This is a genomic window from Desulfonatronospira sp. MSAO_Bac3 (genome assembly GCF_003838035.1).
Taxonomy (GTDB): domain Bacteria; phylum Desulfobacterota; class Desulfovibrionia; order Desulfovibrionales; family Desulfonatronovibrionaceae; genus Desulfonatronospira; species Desulfonatronospira thiodismutans.
In genome coordinates this window covers 32,848-52,178 of record NZ_QYZY01000304.1, presented here as the reverse complement: position 1 = coordinate 52,178, position 19,331 = coordinate 32,848, and the positions used below count along the sequence as shown (strand labels likewise).

Sequence of the window (19,331 nt, the reverse complement as noted above, 5' to 3'; positions counted from 1 at the left end):
GTCTGGGGACTGTCCCGCACTTATTTTTTTATGATAAACAATTTAGACAGTGGCTTACTGCTGAAACCTTGTCATAAAAAACAAGAAATTTGGACAGGATTAACAGGATTGACAGGATAAGCAATCTGCGGCCCCGGTGAAATCAGCTGCGCTGTCCTTCGGAATTTCACAGGGCAAGCCGGAAGCCGCAGATTGCATTAACCATCCAGCACTCACTTTCTTCCGACATTTATGAGTGCCGGAAAAAAGTGAGTGCTGGAGTGATAACCTTTTGGCCTGGCTTCCGGCCAGGACAAAGATGATTTTCTCTTCATCAATCTCTTAATCTATGCCTGCCACGCGTCTTTGGCGTGGTTAATCCTGTCAAAAAAGTTCTTTTCTTTATTGGGTTGCGGGCAAAGCCCGCCTTAGGTGTGAGCGTTGGAAAAATAAGTACGGGACTGTCCCCGGTCACGCCAGAGGCGTGATTTAGGCACCCCATGAATGGTTACGTGACAGAGATTATAAAAAAAAGAGTTCCAGAAGACATTCCTTGAGAGGACAAATAACCATTCAACCTTTAATATCTTTTAAACTGAACCTCAAGTTCAAATAATTCCGGATAAAAACAGTCACGTACAGGACAGTTGATCACAACAGGTATGATTCCTGTTGCTTCTTACATTTTTTTATAATACTGCTTATCTCTGCGATACTTATTTATGCCTCAAAGGGGCTGGGTCTTCCGGAACCAATTTGAAGATGGATATCAGGCCTGAGTGGCACACACTCATATTTAATTTTTAACCTTTGCCATAAGCAGACTGCACGGCAAAAACCAACCATTGGAATTTCATGAAAACCTGGCTTACTTCAATATTGATCTGCCCGGCCTGCCTGCCCCTGGAAAAGGGGTTGCAGCTCAAAGCAGACTCTCAGGAAGATGACGATGTTTTAGAAGGAACCCTCAACTGCCCGGAATGCCTGAAAGAATATCCCATACGGGAAGGCATCGCCATGGTACACCCGCAGCAGGACACGATTAAAGATTCCGGATCAAAATATGAAAACTCTTCCGTGGTCTCATCCTATCTCTGGAGTCACTACTGCGACCTGCTTGAAGACCCCGAGGGCAGCAGCGCCTACAAGGACTGGGCAGAGCAAATGCACGCGGATACCGGGGGCTGCCTGGATATGGGCTCAGCCGTGGGCAGATTTACCTTTGACATGGCCTCCAGGTTTGATTTTGCCCTGGGCATAGATAATTCCGTGGCCTTTATCCGGGCGGCCAGGGAACTCATGACCCGGAGACAGGTGCAATTTGAGCTTGTTCAGGAGGGTATTTTGTCCCGGAAAGAGACACTGACCCTGCCGGATGAATGGCAGACCAGAAACATTGAGTTCATAGTGGCCGACGCCATGGCCCTGCCTTTCGCCACGGGCACTTTTTCCGCCCTGGCCTCCCTGAATATGGTAGATAAATTGCCCCTGCCCCTGAAGCACCTGCAGGAAGCCGGGAGGCTGGCCCACAGGAAAAAGGCCCAGTTCCTGCTCTCAGACCCCTTTTCCTGGTCCGAGCAGAGCGCTGACCGGCAATACTGGCTGGGAGGCAAGCCCGAGGGAGACTTTGCCGGCTACGGACTGGATAACATTGCAAAATGGCTTGAACGTCCCCGGGACAATCCCGGACCGGGATGGAATATCGAAAAAAAAGGTCACGTCTGGTGGAAAATCCGCACCCACCGCAATCACTACGAACTTATCCGCAGCTGCTACGTCAAGGCTTTCAGGTGATGACTGTTCAGGCTTGTGAGTTACAAAAAGAGAAAAGTGACTATTCAGCACCTGCGGACGAAAAGCCAGAGGCCGGAGGTTCGGCAAACAGGGTCCCGCACTTACTTTCTTAAGTCTGACCAACTTTTAAAGCAAGATTTACCAGAAAGTAAGTGCGGGATCTGAGCGACGTAGGAAGCGTTAATCAAAACCGTTAAACACTCAACTTGATTCAAAGCATAATATAATTGAAGCTTTTATGGTTGAAAAAACTTGAAGAGGTTTTGATTTACGCTTCCTTGAAGCGAGTTTTTACGTCCTGTTTGCCGAATTTCCGGACCACTGGAGGTCATATCATTAAGGTAAAAAATTACAGAGCAAAAAAATGATAATACATACCGTATGCCGTTTCTGTTCCGCCTGTTGCCCGGTGGAGGCCCGGGTGGAATCCGGCAGGCTGATTTCGGCCCAAAGGAAATCCTTTCTTCCCCCTGCCGAAAGGATTAACTGCCCCAGGCTCATGCGGGCCCCGGAGATAGTATATTCCAGAAAACGTTTGAGCTCCCCTCTTATCCGCGAAGGAAAAAAGGGAGCGGCAAGGTTCCGGGATGCCGGCTGGGACGAGGCCCTGGACCTGGTGGCCTCTAAATTTTTGCAGCACCGGGATGTTTCAGGCCCGGAAAGCATTGCCTGGCTCAGGGGCATGGCAGCTGACTGGGGGGCACCCTGGGATTACGCCCAGAGGCTCATGAACGCCTTTGGTTCTCCCAACAGCATAGGCAATGGCTCGGTCTGCCACGTGGCCCGGGAAATGGCTCACTTTTACACCTACGGGGCCATGACCATGCCCGGCATCAAGGATTCCAGCTGTGTCCTGGTCTGGGGCAAAAACGACCGCAACACCATGCCCGGGGCCTTCGAAGCCCTGCTGCATGCCCGCCAAAACGGGGCCGGACTCATAGTAGTGGACCCGGTGCGCACTCCGGCGGCGGCCATGGCGGATATCCACCTGCAGGTCAAACCGGCCCACGACGGTATGCTGGCCATGGCCATGATGCACGAGATCATCAACAGTGATCTGCACAATAAGAACTTCATCCGCGACTATACCCTGGGCTTTGATGCACTGGCCCGGGCAGTACAGAATTATCCCCCGCACGAGGTAGCCCCCTTTGCCGGACTGGATGCCCGGGACATTATAAAGGCGGCCCGCATGTATGCCCGCTCTTCCCCTGCCTGCATCGTGGACGGCAACGGCCTGGACATGCAGCTGCATACTTTTCAGGCCACCCGGGCGGTGGCCATGCTGCGGGCCATAACCGGCAACCTGGACATTGCCGGCGGGGATATCATCCCCCAGCCCCCCAGGGTACACAATATCCAGCTGCGGGACAGGCTTTCCCCGGATACTTATCCGGTCACCAGGGACTACAGTCTGTTTGGCAGCTTCCACCCCAACTGGGGACTGCATGCCCAGTCCTGCCTGGTGGACGCCATGCTGGACCAGACACCCTACCCTGTAAACATGGTGGTGGTCCAGTCCGGCAATCCCCTTGCAACCATGGCTGACTCCACCAGAGTACAAAAGGCCTTTGAAAGCCTGGACTTCATGGTGGTTATAGATCCTTTTTTCACCCGCACGGCGGAGCTTGCCAACGTTATCCTGCCGGCAAGCATGTGTTTTGAAAAGACCCAGCTAAACCGGGCATCCCTTCGCACCAGCCCGGTCATCCTGCAGGACCGGGCCATAGAACCTCTTCCCGGGACCCGGCCGGACTGGAAGATAATATTTGCGCTGGCTGAAAAACTGGGCCTGAAAAAAGAATTTCCCTGGGAAGATGTACAGGAGGCCATAGATTTTCAGCTTGAACCAAGCGGCATCACTGTAGAGGAGCTTAGAAACTCACCTCAAGGCATCCGCGACGGGGAACAGGTCTTTGAAAAATACCGCTCAAAGGGATTCAACACGCCCTCGGGCAAAGTGGAGTTTTTCTCTGACAGGCTGGAGCAAAACGGACATGACCCGGTACCCTACCAGCATGGACGCCGGGAGAACCCCATCAGCTTCTCCAGCCATGCAGGTCATGCTCTGGTGGGCATGAGCGGAGAACGGGAAAACCGTTTTACGCACACCCAGTTTCACCATGTGGACAAACTTTTAAAGACCGGGGAAAAACCAACTGTGGACCTGCATGAGCAGGATGCCGGCAGTCTGGGCATCACAGCCGGGGAGATGGTCCGGGTGCATACCCCCAGGGGAAGCATAAAAATGCAGGCCGGGGTCACGGACAGGGTACGCCCAGGCCACGTAATTATCGCCTGGGGCTGGGGAGAGGTGCATCAGGATTATAATTTAAACCTGCTGACAGATGACCATCACCGGGACCCTGTCACCAGCACCCCTTCCAATCGAAGCTTCATGTGCAGCCTGGAAAAACTCCGGGATTAATCTTTTGGCCGGGCACTGTGTCTCTGTGAAGCCGAAAGAATGGTCTTTCGCAGGCGGATGGATACGGGAGTGACTTCCACCAGTTCGTCCTCGCGGATGAAATGCAGGGCCCGCTCCAGGGTCATGGGCAGTACCGGGGGCAGGACAATGGCATCGTCCTTGCCGGCGGCCCGGACATTGGACAGCTTTTTTTCCTTGCATACATTGACGTTTAAATCATGCTCGCGGTTGTGTTCCCCCACCACCATGCCTTCGTAAACCTGGGTGCCTGGTGTAATGAACAGGTTGCCCCTGGCCTTGAGATTGGACAGGGCATAAGGCACTGCTGTACCCGGCCGGTCCGCCACCAGGGACCCCATGAACCTGCTGGGAAAATCCCCGCGGTATTCCTGATATCCGGTAAAATAGGAATTCATTATGCCGGTACCCTTGGTGTCCGTCAGGAACTCGTCCCGGTAGCCGATGAGCCCCCTGGAGGGTACGGTAAACTCTATTCGAATCCGCCCGGTATCGTGATTGACCAGGTTGGTCATGCGTCCCTTGCGCAGGGACAGCTTTTCCGTGACCACCCCCATGAAGGCCTCGTCGCAGTCTATGAAAAGATGCTCCATGGGCTCCAGCTTTTTATCCCCCTGGTATCTGATTATAACCTGAGGCCGGCCCACGCTTAGTTCGAATCCTTCCCTGCGCATGGTCTCTATAAGGATAGCCATCTGGAACTCACCCCTGCCCTTGACCACAAAGCTGTCCTTGTCCCGTGTCTTTTCCACCTGGATGGCCACGTTGCTCAGAGTCTCTTTTTGCAAACGCTCCCAGATCTTGCTGGACTGGACATATTTGCCCTCTTTACCGGCCATGGGGGAGGTATTGATGGAAAATTTCATGGACACAGTAGGTTCGTCCACGGTGATTCTCTGCATGGCCATGGGGTTATCCCGGGTGCATATGGTATCTCCGATATGCACCTCTTCAATACCGGATATAACGGCTATGTCCCCGGCCTGTATCTCGCTTATTTCCACCAGTTCCTGCCCGGCATAGGTCTGCAGTTTGGTCACCCGCAACATGTCCTGGCTGCCTTCCGGTCCCAGGCGAACCAGTTGATCGCTCTGCCTGGCCCTGCCGTTGAAAACCCTGCCCACGGCAAGCCTCCCCACGTAATCCGAGTACCCCAGATCGGACACCAGCATCTGAAACGGCTTGTCCGGTTCAAAAGATGGAGGCGGAATAAAATCCAGGATAGTATCAAATAAAATATCCAGGTTGTCCGAGTCTTCATGAAAATCTTTTCTGGCTATGCCGTCCAGGGCCATACAGTAAATTACAGGAAAATCCAGCTGTTCTTCACCAGCGTCAAGATCGATGAAAAGGTCGTAGATTTCATCCAGGACCTCGGCAGGGCGGGCGTCCTTGCGGTCGATCTTGTTGATGGCCACGATGATCTTCAGTCCGGCCTCCAGGGTCTTTTTCAAAACAAACCTGGTCTGTGGCAGAGGGCCTTCCGAAGCATCCACCAGAAGCACCGCGCCGTCAGCCATGGACAGGGAGCGCTCCACTTCTCCCCCGAAATCGGCGTGGCCCGGGGTGTCGATGATGTTTATCTTGACCCCCTTCCACATAACCGCGCAGTTCTTGGCCGAGATGGTGATGCCTCTTTCCCGCTCCAGGTCCATGGAGTCCATTATCCTTTCCTCCACCTCCAGTCCCTGTCTGAACACCCCGCTTTGCCTGAACATCCCGTCCACCAGGGTGGTCTTGCCGTGGTCCACGTGGGCTATAATGGCGATATTCCGGATGGAATCATTCTGCCTGATTTCTTTCATGTCTTGGTTCATCCAGTTTTTAAAATATTGATAAAACAGCCGGATAAATTAACTGCCTGAACAGAAAATAGCAATGTTTTTTTGTCCTGAACTTTGAGCCTGATTAAAAGTAAGCTTTGTGGTCAAAAAGTCATTTGCACATGAAGAACTAAAGATTTAAGCTCAAATCATTCAGGACAACTCTGCCCCGGGGGCAGGGGAGTAAAGCATACTGCTGTTACTCACAGCCTGATTGAGCTTGACAGTCTAAGCCTCAAGCAGCAACCCTTGAGTATACTCTTATCCCGACAATGAGTTAGTTACCAGAATATTAAGATAATAATAAGGTTCAGCAGACATGAAAAAACATCTGTTTTTTATTGCAATTTTGCCGTTTTTAATGTGCACCCTGCTCTTTTTTGCCTCCCAGCATGCAACTAACCAGGAAGCAGGGGCTGAAGAGCTGAACGGTTCACCTGCGGACTCGCAGGACGCCCTCATGGACCAAGAGTCCACCCGGGTAATGCAGCTGGAAGACGAACTGCATGCACTGGAGCGTGAGCTCTCCCGCAAGTTCTCCGAGCTGGAAGAGCAGATAAGCCGTGACCAGAGTCTGTTCAGAGAATACCTGGATATACACCGTCAGGATATCCATGAGGTTGAAACCGGCCTTGAGGAGCATGAAGCTTCAATAAAGCAGCTGCAGGACCGCCTGGAAAAGGCGGAAAGCTCTCTGGAGGAACTGCGGGAGATCAAAGACAGCCTGCAGCAGGCAGTACAAGGCATGGAAGTCTCCCATGAACAAGTGGATTCAAGGCTTGAGGAGCTGTCTAAAAAGCTTTCGGGAATCGATGCCGAATATTCAAAACAGTTGGAGCGCATTGGAGAGCTGGGAGAGCTTCAAGAAAGCCTGGCTGATTTTGAAAAAGCCCTGCAGCAGAAGGAATCCGAGCTGAGATCCGAATTAGAGTCCCAGGCAGAGCGCATCTCATCGGAATTGGAGCAGAATCTGAAAAATCAGCAGGAAACGGTTGAAGGGATTGAGACCGAGCTCAGGGATAAGATTTCACAATTGTCCCGGGAAATTGAATATACGGACCAGGGCCTTGCAGACCGGCTGCAGGAGACAGATGCCGGGCTTAGGGACCTGGAAGACGCGATGGATGAACGTATACTCTACACTGCAGGAGCGGCGGCCCTTGCTTTGCTTCTTGGTCTCACCGGGCTGGCAGGGGCGATAGGTGCCAGGCGTGGACGCAGAAAACTGCAGAAACTGGTAGAAGAAACAAGCCAGGAACTTCGAAATGAATTTCAGGAACAGCAGGCCCTGCAGGACTCAAAACTGGCTGAACTCCTGGAAAGCCTTTCTCTGGTCATGCCCCAACCGGGGCAGCAGCAGGACGGGACGCAGGGTGATCCGGGGCAGCAGGAAATTGATCATGCTCTTGCCCTGAGCCTTGCCGATGAACTGTACAAACTGGTAAAGCGTTCCAGGAAACTGCCTGAAGATGAAACCACCAGGGATATCAAGTCCTCTTTGTCCAGGTCCTACAAGGCGCTGAAGGAAAAGGGGTATGAAATAGTGGACCTGGAGGGCAGGCAGTACAAGGAGGACATGGAGGCCAGGGTGGAATTCGTTCTGACTCATGAACTGCTCCCCGGAGAGCAGGTGGTTTCCAGAGTCTTCAAGCCCCTGGTCAAGTATCGCGGCAACACTATTCAGGAAGCAGAAATAGAAGTGCTGGCCGGGGAATAAATCATAGCCGTAAAGGCCTGCTCAGGTAAACTTATGAGCAGGCCTCCACGTATTCCCGGCGTAAAGAATTAATAAGTTCCTCAACGGAAGTAAGTTCCTTGATTCTGTGAGCGGTCTGGCCCGCAAAAGCAAATCCCCGGTGCAGCTTTCCCTTTTTGGCATTGGCCAGAGCAGAGGCTATGCAGTAGGGGGTTTTCTTGTAGTCGCAAGTGACTATGCAATGATAGACGCACTTGAAGGGCTGTCTGCCGCCCTGCTCTACATCTTCAAGAAACTCGTTGCGTACGGCCCTGCCGGGCATGCCCACGGGACTCTTGATTATCATCAGGTCTTCTTCAGTGCAGTCAATAAAGGACTGCTTGAAGGCCATGTCCGCGTCGCACTCATGGGTAGCCACGAAACGGGTCCCAAGCTGCACCCCCGATGCTCCAAGGCGCAGGAACCGGCAGATATCCTCTCCGGAATATATCCCCCCGGCAGCAATAACAGGGATGGTCTGGCCGTGCTCCTCCTCAAAGGGCCTGACTTCCGCCACAACCTCCTGTACCAGGTTTTCCAGCTTAAACTCCGGTAGATCCAGCTGTTCCTTCTTAAAGCCCAGATGCCCCCCTGCCAGTGGGCCTTCTACCACGAGGCCGTCCGGGAGGTAATTAAAGCGCGAAAGCCATTTTTTACACATGATCCTGGCCGCCCGGGCCGAAGAAATTATGGGCACCAGCTTTGTCCTGGATTCAGGAGTCTGATACTGGGGCAGGTCAAAAGGCAGACCGGCCCCGGCGAAGATAATGTCCACCCCCTCCTTGATGGAGGTTTTCACCAGTTCGGCGAAATTACTCAGGGCCACCATTATATTCACGCCCAGGATACCGGAAGAGTTTTCCCTGGCCTTTCTTATCTCTTTTTGCAGGGCCCTTATGTTGGCCTCTTCAGGTTTTTTAGCAATATCAGGTTCATTCATGCCGATCATGGCCGCTGAAATAACCCCGATTCCACCCTGACTGGCAACGGCCGAAGACAGTCCGGATAAAGAGATGCCTACTCCCATACCCCCCTGGATAATGGGCACCCTGGCTACCAGGTCTTTAAATCTTAATTCTGGAAAATCCATTCATTTCCTCCAAAAACTCAATTTCAATAATTACACCTAAACATAGTGCGGGCCAAATGGCAAGAAACAGTTTGGATCAGCTTCCCGGATTTTTAAACAGAAAGATTCAAGCCCTGGAGGGCACACAGGGCATCAGGACATCTCTTTTTTGGATATGGCTTCTTTTTTGATTTCATCGAGTATATCCGAAAGTACCGGCTTGACGTTTTCACGTATATCCCCGGCCACTATTATAAAAAGCAAGTCATCTCCAGGCTCCAGGATACCTGAGTTGGCCTGGACCACTATCCTGAAAATCCCCTGGCTTTTTTCGTAACGCTGCCTGATGGCCTCGACCCTGTCATGATCAGGAGTAACCTCAATTTTTTTCACCAGGGAACGGTCCTTTCTGGACCAGGCCCGCACAACCCCGTTGTGAACAAGCACCATGCCTACGTTTTCCGTAAAACCTTCTTCTTTCTTAAGCTCTGCTATGGCCTTTGAAATATCCATCTGCATCTCCTTTTTTGTAACCATTCAGGGGGCAGGTACCGGCCATGGGGACAGTCCCCGCGACACTTTTCCTTCACGAATACAAAAAGTACAGGCGCGAAATCAAATGAAGCTGCACAGTCATTACTCAGCGGGGACAGTCCCCTGGCCTATTCAGGGGCAGGTACCGGCCATGAGTCACCACCGAGGACCCCCTGAATGGTTACCCTTTTTTTAAGCTTTTGCCGGGAAAAATTACAAAATATTTCCACCTGTACTGGTATGGTATTTAAGCACTTCTATGCCTTTGGCAAGAAAAACCGCATGGTTCAAAGCCGGTTACTGCAGTCATGCATTTCACTGGTCCCTGAATCCCTCTCGGATCACCTCGAAGCTTCCAGTCTCTGTATCCAGGTCATAGATGTTAAAATTGGTGCGCATGTCCAGCCCCTGATAATGTACCGCAAAATTCAAAGAGGCGGACCCCTCTTCCCCGCTGGTTATGCGGTGAAATACATACCTGGGCCAGACCAGCATGGCCGGGCCGTCATAGAGTACCTCCCCGTTCTGGATGATCTCATGCGGGGTCACCCTGAAACTGGTCATGCCGTGGCCGTTTATATAAATATCCACATCCCGCACGCCGTAAAGGACTATAAGATTGTCATCCTGGTGGGGATGCATATACCAGGGGCGCTGTACATCCCCCACAGGGCCGGGGGAGACGGCTCCGCCCTGGTGCAGAACCCGGTCTATAGCATCAATCCTGGGCAGGAACTCCATGGGGACATTGTCAAAAAATACTCCCGGAGTACGCCTCAGGGACTGCAGGGGAATGATACGGTAAAAATCTTTGACTTCCTGAAATACGCTGTCACTGCTCATGCTTTATACTCCCTTAAAACTTGAAAACAAAGGAAGGGTTCTTATGCAACCACCCCGGCCCCTCCTTATCCATTTACCTGGCCGTTTGATCATCAAGTTCAATATAATGAGCCGTAGACACCCCGTCCAGCAGGAGAAAGGAATTTATGTTTACCACTAAAAGCACGCAGTCCGGTTTATCTGCAAGCTCCTTGACCTGTGGATGCTGTTTCACCATGTCCTGCTTGAGTTTTTCCTGCTCCGTGGTGTCCGCTGGAGCACAGGTCCCGCTTATGGTCAGGGCCTTGTAGTCTTTCCTGGGCTCATGGGGATCCCTGGTATCCACCAAAAGGCTCACGTAAGGATTGCGGCTAATATTGGCAAATTTTCTGGAATCTTTCAGGGTGAGCAGGTAGATCCTGGTGCAGTCACTGTCAGGCACATAGGCCATAAGTGAACAATGGGGCCTGTCTTCGTGGGAAGTGGCCAGTACCGCCAGGTCGTTTTGGTGTATTATTTCCTTGATTGTTTCCAGCATGGTTTTTCCTGAATGTTTTGCAGGCTTACTGCCCGGCGCTGACGTAAAGTTCCCCGCCAAAGGCATCATTGACCACCAGGAGGGGAAAATCCAGGACCTCCAGTTCCCGGATGGCTTCTGTTCCCAGTTCCTCGAAGGCCAGCACCCGGGAACCGGTAATACACCTGGACAAGAGTGCCCCGGCCCCGCCGGTGGCCCCCAGGTAGACCGCCTTTTGCTCCTGCAGTACGCGCCTAACTTCCTGGCTCCTGCGGCCCTTGCCGATGGTGGCCCTGACCCCCAGCTGGTGCATGCGAGGTGTGTAGGCATCCATACGGGAACTGGTGGTGGGACCGGCAGATCCGATCACCCGCCCGGGAGGGGCCGGAGTGGGGCCAACATAATATACAACAGCCCCCTGGAGATTAAAGGGGGGCTCAATACCCTGGTCCAGATCCTGTAAAAGCCTTTTGTGGGCTGCATCCCTGGCGGTATAGATATGCCCGCTTAAAAGAACCTTGTCCCCGGTTCTCAGGTGTAAGACATCCTCTTCCTGCAGGGGTGTACTCAATTTGATCTCCCGACTCACAGGTTGACCTCCTTGTGCCTGGCTGCATGGCACTGGATATTCACCGCCACAGGCAAAGAAGCAATGTGGCATGGCGCGGCCTGGATCTTCACCCCCAGGCATGTGGTTCTGCCTCCCATGCCCATGGGGCCTATCCCCAGGGCATTCACAGCCTCGAAAAGTTCTGCTTCCAGGTCCCGCACTTCCTGCTCCGGGTGGATATCATCCAGGGGCCTGAACAGAGCTTTTTTGGCCAGCAGGGGTGCCTGGTCAAAAGATCCCCCGATGCCGATTCCAATGATTCCCGGAGGACATGGATTGGGACCGGCCCCGGCAACCCTTTGCAGGACAAATTCCTTAACCCCCTCCAGACCCTGGGATGGAGTAAGCATGGCCAGACCGGACATGTTTTCGCTGCCACCCCCCTTGGGCATGAACCGGATCTTAAGCCTGTCTCCGGGTACCAGATCCAGATGAATAACCGCCGGAGTATTGTCGCCGGTGTTTTTTCTGCTCAGGGGATTGCAGACTGATTTACGCAGAAAGCCCTCTTCATAACCCCTGCTGACCCCTGCATTTACAGCCTGGTACAAATCTCCCCGCAACCTGCACTCCTGGCCCAGTTCCACAAAAAAAACCGCCAGCCCTGTATCCTGACAAAGGGGCAGACTCATTTCCCGGGCCAGCCGGGCGTTTTCCAGCAACTGCCCAAGGATTTCCCGGCCGGAAGGGTTGTCCTCGTTTTCCCAGGCCTTTTCCAGGGCGGTGGAAACATCCCCGGGCAGCACCATGTTGGCCTCCACCACCATTTGTGAAACCTGCCTGGTGACTTCCCGGGCATCAATACTTCGCATCTGTTCTCCTTGTGTACCTGGGTGAATCTAATTCCTGTACCACGGCAGGATGTTTTTCAGAGCCTGTCGGCCCATTTTACGCCGGACATGGGCCAGTTGATCCTGAAGAGGCAGATTCTTGGGGCAAACGTCCTGACAACCCAGAAGACCCATGCACCCGAAAATACCCTGGTCCGTACCTACGATTTCGAAATAATCCCTGTTATTACGCTTATCTCTTGGGTCCAGCATAAACCTGGCTATGCGGTTCATGGCTGCGGCTCCCATAAAGTCGCTTCGCAGCTGGGCCGTGGCACAGGCCCCGATGCAGCATCCGCACTCAATGCAGCGGTCCAGTTCATAAATCTGTTCAGCAACATGGTTGTCCATGACCACTTCAGGAGCATCCGGATCAAAATCTTCATCAGTATGTATCCAGGCCCTGACCCTTTCGTTCATGGACCTGAACCAGGCCCCGGTATCCACGGACAGATCCCCCACCAGTCTGAATCCGGGCAAAGGCATCAGGACTATTTTATCCGGCAGTTCAGCAGTCTTGGTGCGGCAGGCCAGCCCGGGTCTTCCGTTGATGACCATGGCGCAGGCCCCGCAGATACCCGCCCGGCAGCAGAAGTCGAACTGCAGGGATGGATCCTGCTTTTCCCGGATGAGATTCAGCGCCACAAAAAGATTCAAGTTCTCAGTCTCCTCAAGCCTGAATTCCTGTGTCCCGGGGCTGGAGCCTGGCTCCTGGGGATTATACCTGAATATGGAAAAGGTCAGCTTTCTGTTCATCAAAAAAACCGTCTTTTATTCCATTAAAGTTATTAAAAATTTGGTTATCCTTTTGCATTTGTAACTATTCAGCTCCTGCGGGCGAGAAACTCCTGCGGGCTGAATAGTTACTTGCACTTCAACTTTCAGCACTGATGACTTCACATCCGCCATACCCCCTGTCTCCAGGGGGAATTTCCACTACCTTTGTTGCAGGTTCGTACTCCAGCCTGGGCAGGGCCCGGCCTCCCGGCCAGAAGGCCAGGGTCCGCACCAGCCAGTCCCGGTCATTTCGGGCCGGATAATCCTCCCTGGCATGGGACCCCCGGCTTTCGCGCCTCTCCAGGGCCCCGAAGGCCACGCACAGGGCCAGCCTGACCATGCCGGGCAGGCGAAGGGCCAGGGACAGTTCCGGGCTGGCTCCTGCTCCGCTGGAAGAAAGCTTTAGATTTTCCGCACTCTGCAGGACCTGCTGCAGCTTTTCCACTGCCAGGTGCAGGTCTTTTTCATTGCGAAAAATGCCCACGTAATCCATGAGGATATCCTGCATGCGGTTTCGCACTTCAAACGGGGCTTCCCCCCTGGTACTGGACCTGAGGGTATCGATACGTTTCTGCTGTTTTTTCAGTTCGCCGCGCACCAGTGCGGTGTCCACCCTCATGTCTTCCTCCTGAAGAAACCCGGCCACACTGCGGCCCACCAGCATGCCGGCCACCACTGTCTCGGCCAGGGAATTGCCCCCCAGGCGGTTGAACCCGTGCATATCCCAGCAGGCGGCTTCTCCAGCGCTGAAAAGCCCTTTCAGGCCGTAAGCGGCGCCGTTTTTGTCCGTTCTCACCCCGCCCATGCTGTAATGCTGGGTGGGACGAACCGGTATCAAAGACTCGGCCGGGTCTACCCCCAGAAAATTCTTGCAGATCTCATCTACTTCCCGCAGCTTGGTGGTGATGTGCTCCCGGCCCAGGTGCCTGATATCCAGCCACAGGTGCTCCCCGTAGGGACTTTTTACCCCCATCCCTTTGACCATGTGCTCCTGCATGCGCCTGGAAACCACGTCCCTGGAGGCCAGTTCAGCCTTTTCTGGTTCGTACTGCGGCATAAACCGCTCCAGGTTTACGTCCAGAAGTGTCCCCCCGTCTCCGCGGCACCCTTCGGTGACCAGGATGTCCGTGGGCACTATGCCTGTCGGGTGAAACTGTACCGCCTCCATGTTGCCCAGAGGCACCACCCCGGTATCCAGGGCGATTATCTGTCCTCCGCCCTCGTTTATCACGGCATTGGTGGAAGCCCGGTAAATTCGCCCGAATCCCCCGGAAGCAATAAGTGTAGCCCTGGATATATAAGCCCTCAGCTCCCCTGTTTTAAGGCACCTGACAACTGCACCGTGGCACCTCTCCTGGTCATGAATAAGGCTTAAGGCCTCGGTGCGGTCATGCACCTGCACCCCGTGCTGTACGGCCACGCTGTCCATGGTGTAAAGCATGGCATGGCCGGTACCGTCGCTGCAGTAACAGGCCCGCCACTTGGCCGTGCCCCCGAAATCCCTGGCGGTGATGAGGCCGGATTTGTCCTCTGATTCTTCCTTTTCCAGCTTTTCCCCGCCCTTGTAATAGCAGGATTTTCCCGGCACCACCCTGTTCCAGGGCACTCCCCAGTGATCCATCTGCCTGATGGCCAGCGGGGCGTTATCCGCGAACATCCGGGCCACTTCCTGATCGCATCCCCAGTCCGAGCCCTTGACCGTATCCTGGAAGTGTACATCAGGGCAGTCGCCGTCACCCTTGATGCAATTGCCCAGAGCTGCCTGCATCCCGCCCTGGGCGGCCGAGGAATGGGAACGTCTGGGCGGGACAAGGCTGAGGCAGATGGTCTCAAACCCGGCCCGGGCCGCTTCTATGGCCACCCTTTCACCGGCCAGGCCGGCTCCGATACAAAGAAGATCAGTGTAAATTATGCGCATGGATAAGCCTTATGAAACTGAAACAAACATGAACCTGGCCAGGGTAATCAGGCCCAGGAGGATAAAAAACCCGGTGATATAATATTCCGCCCTTTTGGCCTTTTTGCGGGCACTGCTCTTAATGACCCCCCACTTGACCCCCAGCCTGTACCAGCCTGCTCCCACATGCAGTTCCACCATGGGCAGAAGCAGGAGGTAAAAGCCAAGCCAGAATCCTGTCTGAATTCTGGCGGCGCTTTTATCCGCGGTGATGGGCAGGTCCGTTAGCACCACCCAGATATGAATGGCTCCCATGATAAGGATTATCATGGCTGTAACCACCTGCACAGTCCACAGCCAGGTGTCCCTGTGAGCAAGTAGCCTGCTGAAGGACCAGACTTTTTTCTGGTCCTGCTGGGAAAAAGGTATCCTGCGGGCGGCCATGAAAAAATGGATCAGAAAGACCAGGGCCAGAAGCGGACCTCCCACCTGGGCCAGGTAGTACCTTTCGAAAAAGTCAGCCAGGGTATTGAAAACCTGGGGACCAAGCAGAATACTGGCCACAAACAGAGCGTGCAGATACATAAACACCACCAGGGCCAGGCCGGTGAGCATCTGGACAAGATCCAGCAAAGCCGCCCTGGAACCTGAGGCAGGTGAAAACATGGTATCCTGGTATTGCATGCCTGCTCCTTAGATGTTGAGTTTAAGCCCCACAGGACAATGATCTGAACCCATGACCTGAGGTTCTATCCAGGCGTTTTGCACATTGATTCGCAGCTCTTCAGACACAAAAAAATAATCTATACGCCAGCCGGCATTCCTGGATCTGGCCCCGAAGCGGTAAGTCCACCAGGTGTAGTTGCCCCCTTCCTGGTTGAACATCCTGAAAGTGTCCACGTACCCGTGATCTATGAACTTGTCCAGCCACTGCCTTTCCACGGGCAAAAATCCTGACCTGTCCTCATTGGCCCGGGGGTTTTTAAGATCAATATCCTTGTGGGCGGTATTGAAATCCCCGCAGACCACAATGGGCTTTTTGCGCCGCAGATCCTGGGCGTATTCCAGGAAACGGTCGTAATAGTCCAGCTTGAACTTCAGTCTCTCATGGCTCATCTGGCCGTTGGGGAAATAGACATTAAAGAGATAGAAGGATTCATACTCCATGAGGATCATCCTGCCCTCTCCATTGAGATGCTCCTGAGGCAGGCCGGTACTTATGTGCTGTGGTTCCAGCCGGTAAAAACAGGCTGTTCCGGAATAGCCTTTTTTGATCCGGGCCGGATTCCAGTAGATATTATACCCTGGGATATCTTTGTCCTTTGCGGGCAGCTGGTCCGGGTGAGCCTTGGTCTCCTGCAGGCACAGGACATCAATATTTCTGTCCTGGAACCACTCCCAGAAACCCTTGCCCGTAACCGCCCTGAAGCCGTTTACATTCCAGGAGTATATTATCATGAGACTTGCTTGAGCTGTGCGTCCAGCCCCACACCATCGTACCTGATCACGACGTAGCCTCCGCCGCTCAGGGTACCCGGGTTTATCACCTTTGTGCCCCCCACGTGATCCTCGATATTGGCTTCGTGGACATGTCCAGTAATGCAGACTTCCGGCTGCACGTCCTCTATGAACTCTCTTACCGCAAGGCTGCCCACGTTTGCCCCTGAGTTTAACATATCCGTCTTGGTGCCGTAAGGCGGGGTGTGGGTCATAAATATCAGGTGCTTTATTCTGGATGCCTTTTCCCGGTGAGCCAGCAGCCACTCTTCGAGCTGTTCATCGCTTACCTCGGAGGGGGTATTAAAAGGGGTGATCGTGGAGTATCCAAGTCCCAGCAGATAGACGTCGTCTTCAAGGAGGACTATCCTGTTGTGCACATTCACCCCGGACTCTTCCAGAAATCTGTCCACCTCCCTGGTATCCATGTTGCCTATCTGGGCATAGACGTTGGGGTTTACCTTCCTGATTTCATCCAGAAGCATTCTGGCCGTGGATCTGCCCCCTACGTTGGTCAAATCTCCGGAAACAAGGATTCCTCTGGCCTCTGATATTTTGCGGATCCGTTGCAGGTTGACCGCATTTTCATGGATGTCCCCAACGGCTATCCAGTGTTTTTCAGTCATTTCTCCTCCGTATTCTCTTTACTCCCGGCTGGATACACACGGGTCCCGTCCCTGGTGTCCACCAGCCGGAACCCGGAACTTAAAGCCCTGTCCCGCAGCTCATCCGCTGCAACAAAGTCCTTTGCTTCTTTGGCCCTTGCCCTTGCCTGCAGCAATTCACTGATTTCCACAGGGTACTCGTTTTCAGCAAGGGGCAAAGCCTGCCAGTCAATAATTTTGAGTACTGAATCAATATCCTGCATATAATGCAGGCATGACCCGGCATCCCGGATATCCATCAAATTTTCGTCCAGAAGCTTCTGCATTTTTCTGCAGAACTCGAACAGTTGCGGCCAGAATTTGTAAAGGGCCAGGTCATCATCCAAGCAGTCTGAAAGTGCAGGCCCAAGTTCCCGGCTCTGTTTCTCCACTTCCGAACCGGTCTCCTTGTCGGGACGGATACCGCGAGCACAAATCTTGAGTTTGCCCATAAGTTCCTGCAGACGCTTCCAGTTTTTGACCCACATCTCCAGGTTTTTGGGGGAAAACATTAGCGGCCTGTGATAAGAAACCGACATAAGCCACATTCTCAAGGGATGAAAACCTCCCATCTCCCGGGCCATTTCCTGTATTCCCGGCAGTGGCGCGCCCTTTTCCTGGTGATGAACCGGCAGGGCCAGGCTCCAGCACTGCGGCCTTAAACTGGTGGAGCCCTTCCAGATGCTCAAAAGATTGTCCAGATGCGGAAACAGGTGTGCTTCACCAGCCATGACCAGGTCCAGATGACCGGCATTCTCCGCTGCCACTGCTGCCATTTGCAGATACCAGGATGGCCGGACATTGCCCCACTTGGTCTTGAGCACATTTTCTTCCTTGAGGTCCTTGAGACTGGCCCTTTTGAGCAGAGTGAAATCCCGGGGGCTGTCCTTTACATAGTCTTCCAGGTCCACTGTTTTACCGGAAATGATCTTTTCCGGATCAATGCCTGCCAGAAGTCCGTAATCCCTGTCCCGGCCCACGTCAAAATATACGCAGCGAAGTTTTTCATAGGCCAGCCCTCTGGAGAGAAGCTTGTTGCACATCTCGATCCCGGTATCCAGGGATCCGGCTGCCGGCAAAAAGTTAAAGTTTCGGTTGAGCTTTATTCTGCCGGCCAGCTCCTGGATAGAATCCAGGGTCTCACGGCTGAAGTCCTCTCTAGACACTCCCTTTTCCCGCATGCATTCAAGGGTACGGTCGTCGAAATCAGCCACAGCTGCAACCGGATTGGGGTCATGCCCCTTTTGCTCAAGCCTTCGGCAGAGCACATCCAGAAATACAGCCCGCCGCCAGAAATCCGGGTCTTGAAAAAAGTTGGTTCTTGGACCGGGAGTAAAGATTCCGGGTTTTTTTCCGGAACACTGCAGAACAGCCTTTTTTCTTTTCTGCAGGTCATAGATCTTGATTCCATCCAGTTCAGGAATGCTGTACAAAGGTGTGCTCAGATATCTTTCCCCTCCGTCCGGCAATATGGTCACCAGCACCCCTTCCTGCATCTCTCTGGCCAATTGCTGTACCCCGGCCATGGCCGCCCCGGAACTCATGCCCACAAAAATGCCCTCTTTACGGGCCAGTTCACGGCACATGGCCCAGGCATCATCGTCTCTGACGTGAATTATCCGGTCCAGGGCCTTTTTGCTGTATATACCCGGGGGATAGGATTCCTGCATATTCTTGAGCCCCTGTATCTTGTGACCGGCATAAGGCTCAATGCCTATGCAGCGCACTTCGGGGTTCAGCTCGCGCATTCTTCTGGTGATGCCCATTATGGTGCCGGTAGTGCCCAGGCAGGCGGCCACGTGGGTCACACTACCCCCGGTCTGCTCCCAGATCTCGGGTCCGGTAGTATGGTAATGGGCTTCTATGCTGGCAGGATTGTTGAACTGATCCATGAGGACATACTTTTCCGGGAAGTCCCTGGCCAGGCGGTAGGCTTCTTCTATGGCTCCATCAGTACTCAGGTGCCCCGGAGTTAAAACTATTTCCGCTCCGTAAGCGCGCATGATCATTTTACGTTCTTCCGAGGCGGAAGCAGGCATGATCAGCTTTATGGGGTATTTTTTCAGCGCGCAGACCATGGCCAGGCCAATGCCGGTATTGCCGGAGGTGGCTTCTATGACTGTTTTGCCCGGTCCCAGGCCTTCGAACTTCTCGGCCCTCTCGATCATGGCCAGGGCCACCCTGTCCTTGACCGAGCCACCAGGGTTGGACATTTCCAGCTTGGCCAGGATGGTCACCCCGGGATTCGGGGACAGGGCCTTTATTTCCACTAAGGGAGTATTGCCGATTAGAGAAAGAAGATCACTCATAATAAAATCGAGGAGCCAGGATTAAAAATTGTGAAACACTGTGTAATA

Annotated in this window: 16 protein-coding genes; 3 read left to right on the top strand and 13 right to left on the bottom strand. The window is 53.4% G+C overall.

From position 1 onward, the window contains the following. Positions 1-834 precede the first annotated feature (834 nt). Positions 835-1,773 carry a methyltransferase domain-containing protein gene (locus D5S03_RS10675; RefSeq protein ID WP_008868820.1) on the top strand — a complete coding sequence of 313 codons (939 nt, stop codon included), beginning with the start codon at positions 835-837 and terminating at the stop codon, positions 1,771-1,773. Between the two features lie 364 nt (positions 1,774-2,137). After that, positions 2,138-4,201 carry a molybdopterin-containing oxidoreductase family protein gene (locus D5S03_RS10670; protein WP_008868819.1) on the top strand — a complete coding sequence of 688 codons (2,064 nt, stop codon included), beginning with the start codon at positions 2,138-2,140 and terminating at the stop codon, positions 4,199-4,201. On the opposite strand, the gene typA is transcribed toward D5S03_RS10670, so the two are convergent. Further along, positions 4,198-6,024, bottom strand: coding sequence for a translational GTPase TypA (gene typA, locus D5S03_RS10665; RefSeq protein WP_008868818.1), 1,827 nt, complete (start codon positions 6,022-6,024; stop codon positions 4,198-4,200). The genes D5S03_RS10670 and typA overlap by 4 nt on opposite strands. A 337-nt stretch (positions 6,025-6,361) precedes the next feature. Between typA and D5S03_RS10660 the strand changes: the two genes are divergently transcribed. Further along, the gene (locus D5S03_RS10660) at positions 6,362-7,759 is read left to right on the top strand and encodes a coiled-coil domain-containing protein (RefSeq protein WP_008868817.1); all 1,398 of its coding nucleotides are present in this window, start codon (positions 6,362-6,364) and stop codon (positions 7,757-7,759) included. A 31-nt stretch (positions 7,760-7,790) separates the two neighbouring features. Here D5S03_RS10660 and D5S03_RS10655 read toward each other — a convergent pair whose 3' ends face one another. The 12 genes from D5S03_RS10655 to D5S03_RS10600 form a co-directional block, all read right to left on the bottom strand. Next, entirely contained in the window at positions 7,791-8,867 is a 1,077-nt protein-coding gene (locus D5S03_RS10655; protein ID WP_008868816.1) for an NAD(P)H-dependent flavin oxidoreductase, read from the bottom strand. 132 nt (positions 8,868-8,999) lie between these two features. Then, positions 9,000-9,359: a molybdenum cofactor biosynthesis protein MoaE gene (locus tag D5S03_RS10650; protein WP_008868815.1), complete on the bottom strand. Its 360-nt coding sequence runs from the start codon at positions 9,357-9,359 to the stop codon at positions 9,000-9,002. Between the two features lie 336 nt (positions 9,360-9,695). Beyond that, a complete protein-coding gene (locus tag D5S03_RS10645) occupies positions 9,696-10,223 on the bottom strand; it encodes a hypothetical protein (protein WP_008868814.1) in 528 nt (175 codons plus the stop codon). Positions 10,224-10,296: 73 nt separating this feature from the next. Beyond that, complete coding sequence (locus D5S03_RS10640) at positions 10,297-10,740, bottom strand: pyridoxamine 5'-phosphate oxidase family protein (RefSeq protein ID WP_287043951.1); 444 nt, start codon at positions 10,738-10,740, stop codon at positions 10,297-10,299. 25 nt (positions 10,741-10,765) lie between these two features. After that, positions 10,766-11,308 carry a FumA C-terminus/TtdB family hydratase beta subunit gene (locus tag D5S03_RS10635; protein ID WP_287043949.1) on the bottom strand — a complete coding sequence of 181 codons (543 nt, stop codon included), beginning with the start codon at positions 11,306-11,308 and terminating at the stop codon, positions 10,766-10,768. Next, the gene (locus D5S03_RS10630; protein ID WP_287043947.1) at positions 11,305-12,141 is read right to left on the bottom strand and encodes a fumarate hydratase; all 837 of its coding nucleotides are present in this window, start codon (positions 12,139-12,141) and stop codon (positions 11,305-11,307) included. Before D5S03_RS10630 ends, D5S03_RS10635 begins: the two co-directional genes overlap by 4 nt. A gap of 27 nt (positions 12,142-12,168) precedes the next feature. Further along, positions 12,169-12,915, bottom strand: coding sequence for a fumarate reductase iron-sulfur subunit (locus D5S03_RS10625; protein ID WP_008868810.1), 747 nt, complete (start codon positions 12,913-12,915; stop codon positions 12,169-12,171). Positions 12,916-13,033: 118 nt separating this feature from the next. Next, positions 13,034-14,854, bottom strand: coding sequence for a fumarate reductase flavoprotein subunit (locus tag D5S03_RS10620; protein ID WP_287043944.1), 1,821 nt, complete (start codon positions 14,852-14,854; stop codon positions 13,034-13,036). 9 nt (positions 14,855-14,863) lie between these two features. Continuing rightward, positions 14,864-15,517, bottom strand: coding sequence for a succinate dehydrogenase/fumarate reductase transmembrane subunit (locus D5S03_RS10615; RefSeq protein ID WP_287043942.1), 654 nt, complete (start codon positions 15,515-15,517; stop codon positions 14,864-14,866). 9 nt (positions 15,518-15,526) lie between these two features. Next, entirely contained in the window at positions 15,527-16,291 is a 765-nt protein-coding gene (locus D5S03_RS10610) for an exodeoxyribonuclease III (RefSeq protein ID WP_287043941.1), read from the bottom strand. Further along, the gene (locus D5S03_RS10605; protein WP_287043939.1) at positions 16,288-16,956 is read right to left on the bottom strand and encodes a metallophosphoesterase family protein; all 669 of its coding nucleotides are present in this window, start codon (positions 16,954-16,956) and stop codon (positions 16,288-16,290) included. Before D5S03_RS10605 ends, D5S03_RS10610 begins: the two co-directional genes overlap by 4 nt. Then, positions 16,953-19,283: a cysteine synthase gene (locus D5S03_RS10600; protein WP_287043937.1), complete on the bottom strand. Its 2,331-nt coding sequence runs from the start codon at positions 19,281-19,283 to the stop codon at positions 16,953-16,955. The genes D5S03_RS10605 and D5S03_RS10600 overlap by 4 nt, the downstream gene beginning before the upstream one ends. Between the last annotated feature and the right edge of the window lie 48 nt (positions 19,284-19,331).

What these genes read in the sequence shown, in the direction of transcription:
- D5S03_RS10675 (WP_008868820.1), top strand. Translation starts at nt 835, where the DNA reads ATGAAAACCTGGCTTACTTCAATATTGATCTGCCCGGCCTGCCTGCCC.
- D5S03_RS10670 (WP_008868819.1), top strand. Translation starts at nt 2,138, where the DNA reads ATGATAATACATACCGTATGCCGTTTCTGTTCCGCCTGTTGCCCGGTG.
- typA (WP_008868818.1), bottom strand. Translation starts at nt 6,024, where the DNA reads ATGAAAGAAATCAGGCAGAATGATTCCATCCGGAATATCGCCATTATA.
- D5S03_RS10660 (WP_008868817.1), top strand. Translation starts at nt 6,362, where the DNA reads ATGAAAAAACATCTGTTTTTTATTGCAATTTTGCCGTTTTTAATGTGC.
- D5S03_RS10655 (WP_008868816.1), bottom strand. Translation starts at nt 8,867, where the DNA reads ATGGATTTTCCAGAATTAAGATTTAAAGACCTGGTAGCCAGGGTGCCC.
- D5S03_RS10650 (WP_008868815.1), bottom strand. Translation starts at nt 9,359, where the DNA reads ATGGATATTTCAAAGGCCATAGCAGAGCTTAAGAAAGAAGAAGGTTTT.
- D5S03_RS10645 (WP_008868814.1), bottom strand. Translation starts at nt 10,223, where the DNA reads ATGAGCAGTGACAGCGTATTTCAGGAAGTCAAAGATTTTTACCGTATC.
- D5S03_RS10640 (WP_287043951.1), bottom strand. Translation starts at nt 10,740, where the DNA reads ATGCTGGAAACAATCAAGGAAATAATACACCAAAACGACCTGGCGGTA.
- D5S03_RS10630 (WP_287043947.1), bottom strand. Translation starts at nt 12,141, where the DNA reads ATGCGAAGTATTGATGCCCGGGAAGTCACCAGGCAGGTTTCACAAATG.
- D5S03_RS10625 (WP_008868810.1), bottom strand. Translation starts at nt 12,915, where the DNA reads ATGAACAGAAAGCTGACCTTTTCCATATTCAGGTATAATCCCCAGGAG.
- D5S03_RS10620 (WP_287043944.1), bottom strand. Translation starts at nt 14,854, where the DNA reads ATGCGCATAATTTACACTGATCTTCTTTGTATCGGAGCCGGCCTGGCC.
- D5S03_RS10615 (WP_287043942.1), bottom strand. Translation starts at nt 15,517, where the DNA reads ATGCAATACCAGGATACCATGTTTTCACCTGCCTCAGGTTCCAGGGCG.
- D5S03_RS10610 (WP_287043941.1), bottom strand. Translation starts at nt 16,291, where the DNA reads ATGATAATATACTCCTGGAATGTAAACGGCTTCAGGGCGGTTACGGGC.
- D5S03_RS10605 (WP_287043939.1), bottom strand. Translation starts at nt 16,956, where the DNA reads ATGACTGAAAAACACTGGATAGCCGTTGGGGACATCCATGAAAATGCG.
- D5S03_RS10600 (WP_287043937.1), bottom strand. Translation starts at nt 19,283, where the DNA reads ATGAGTGATCTTCTTTCTCTAATCGGCAATACTCCCTTAGTGGAAATA.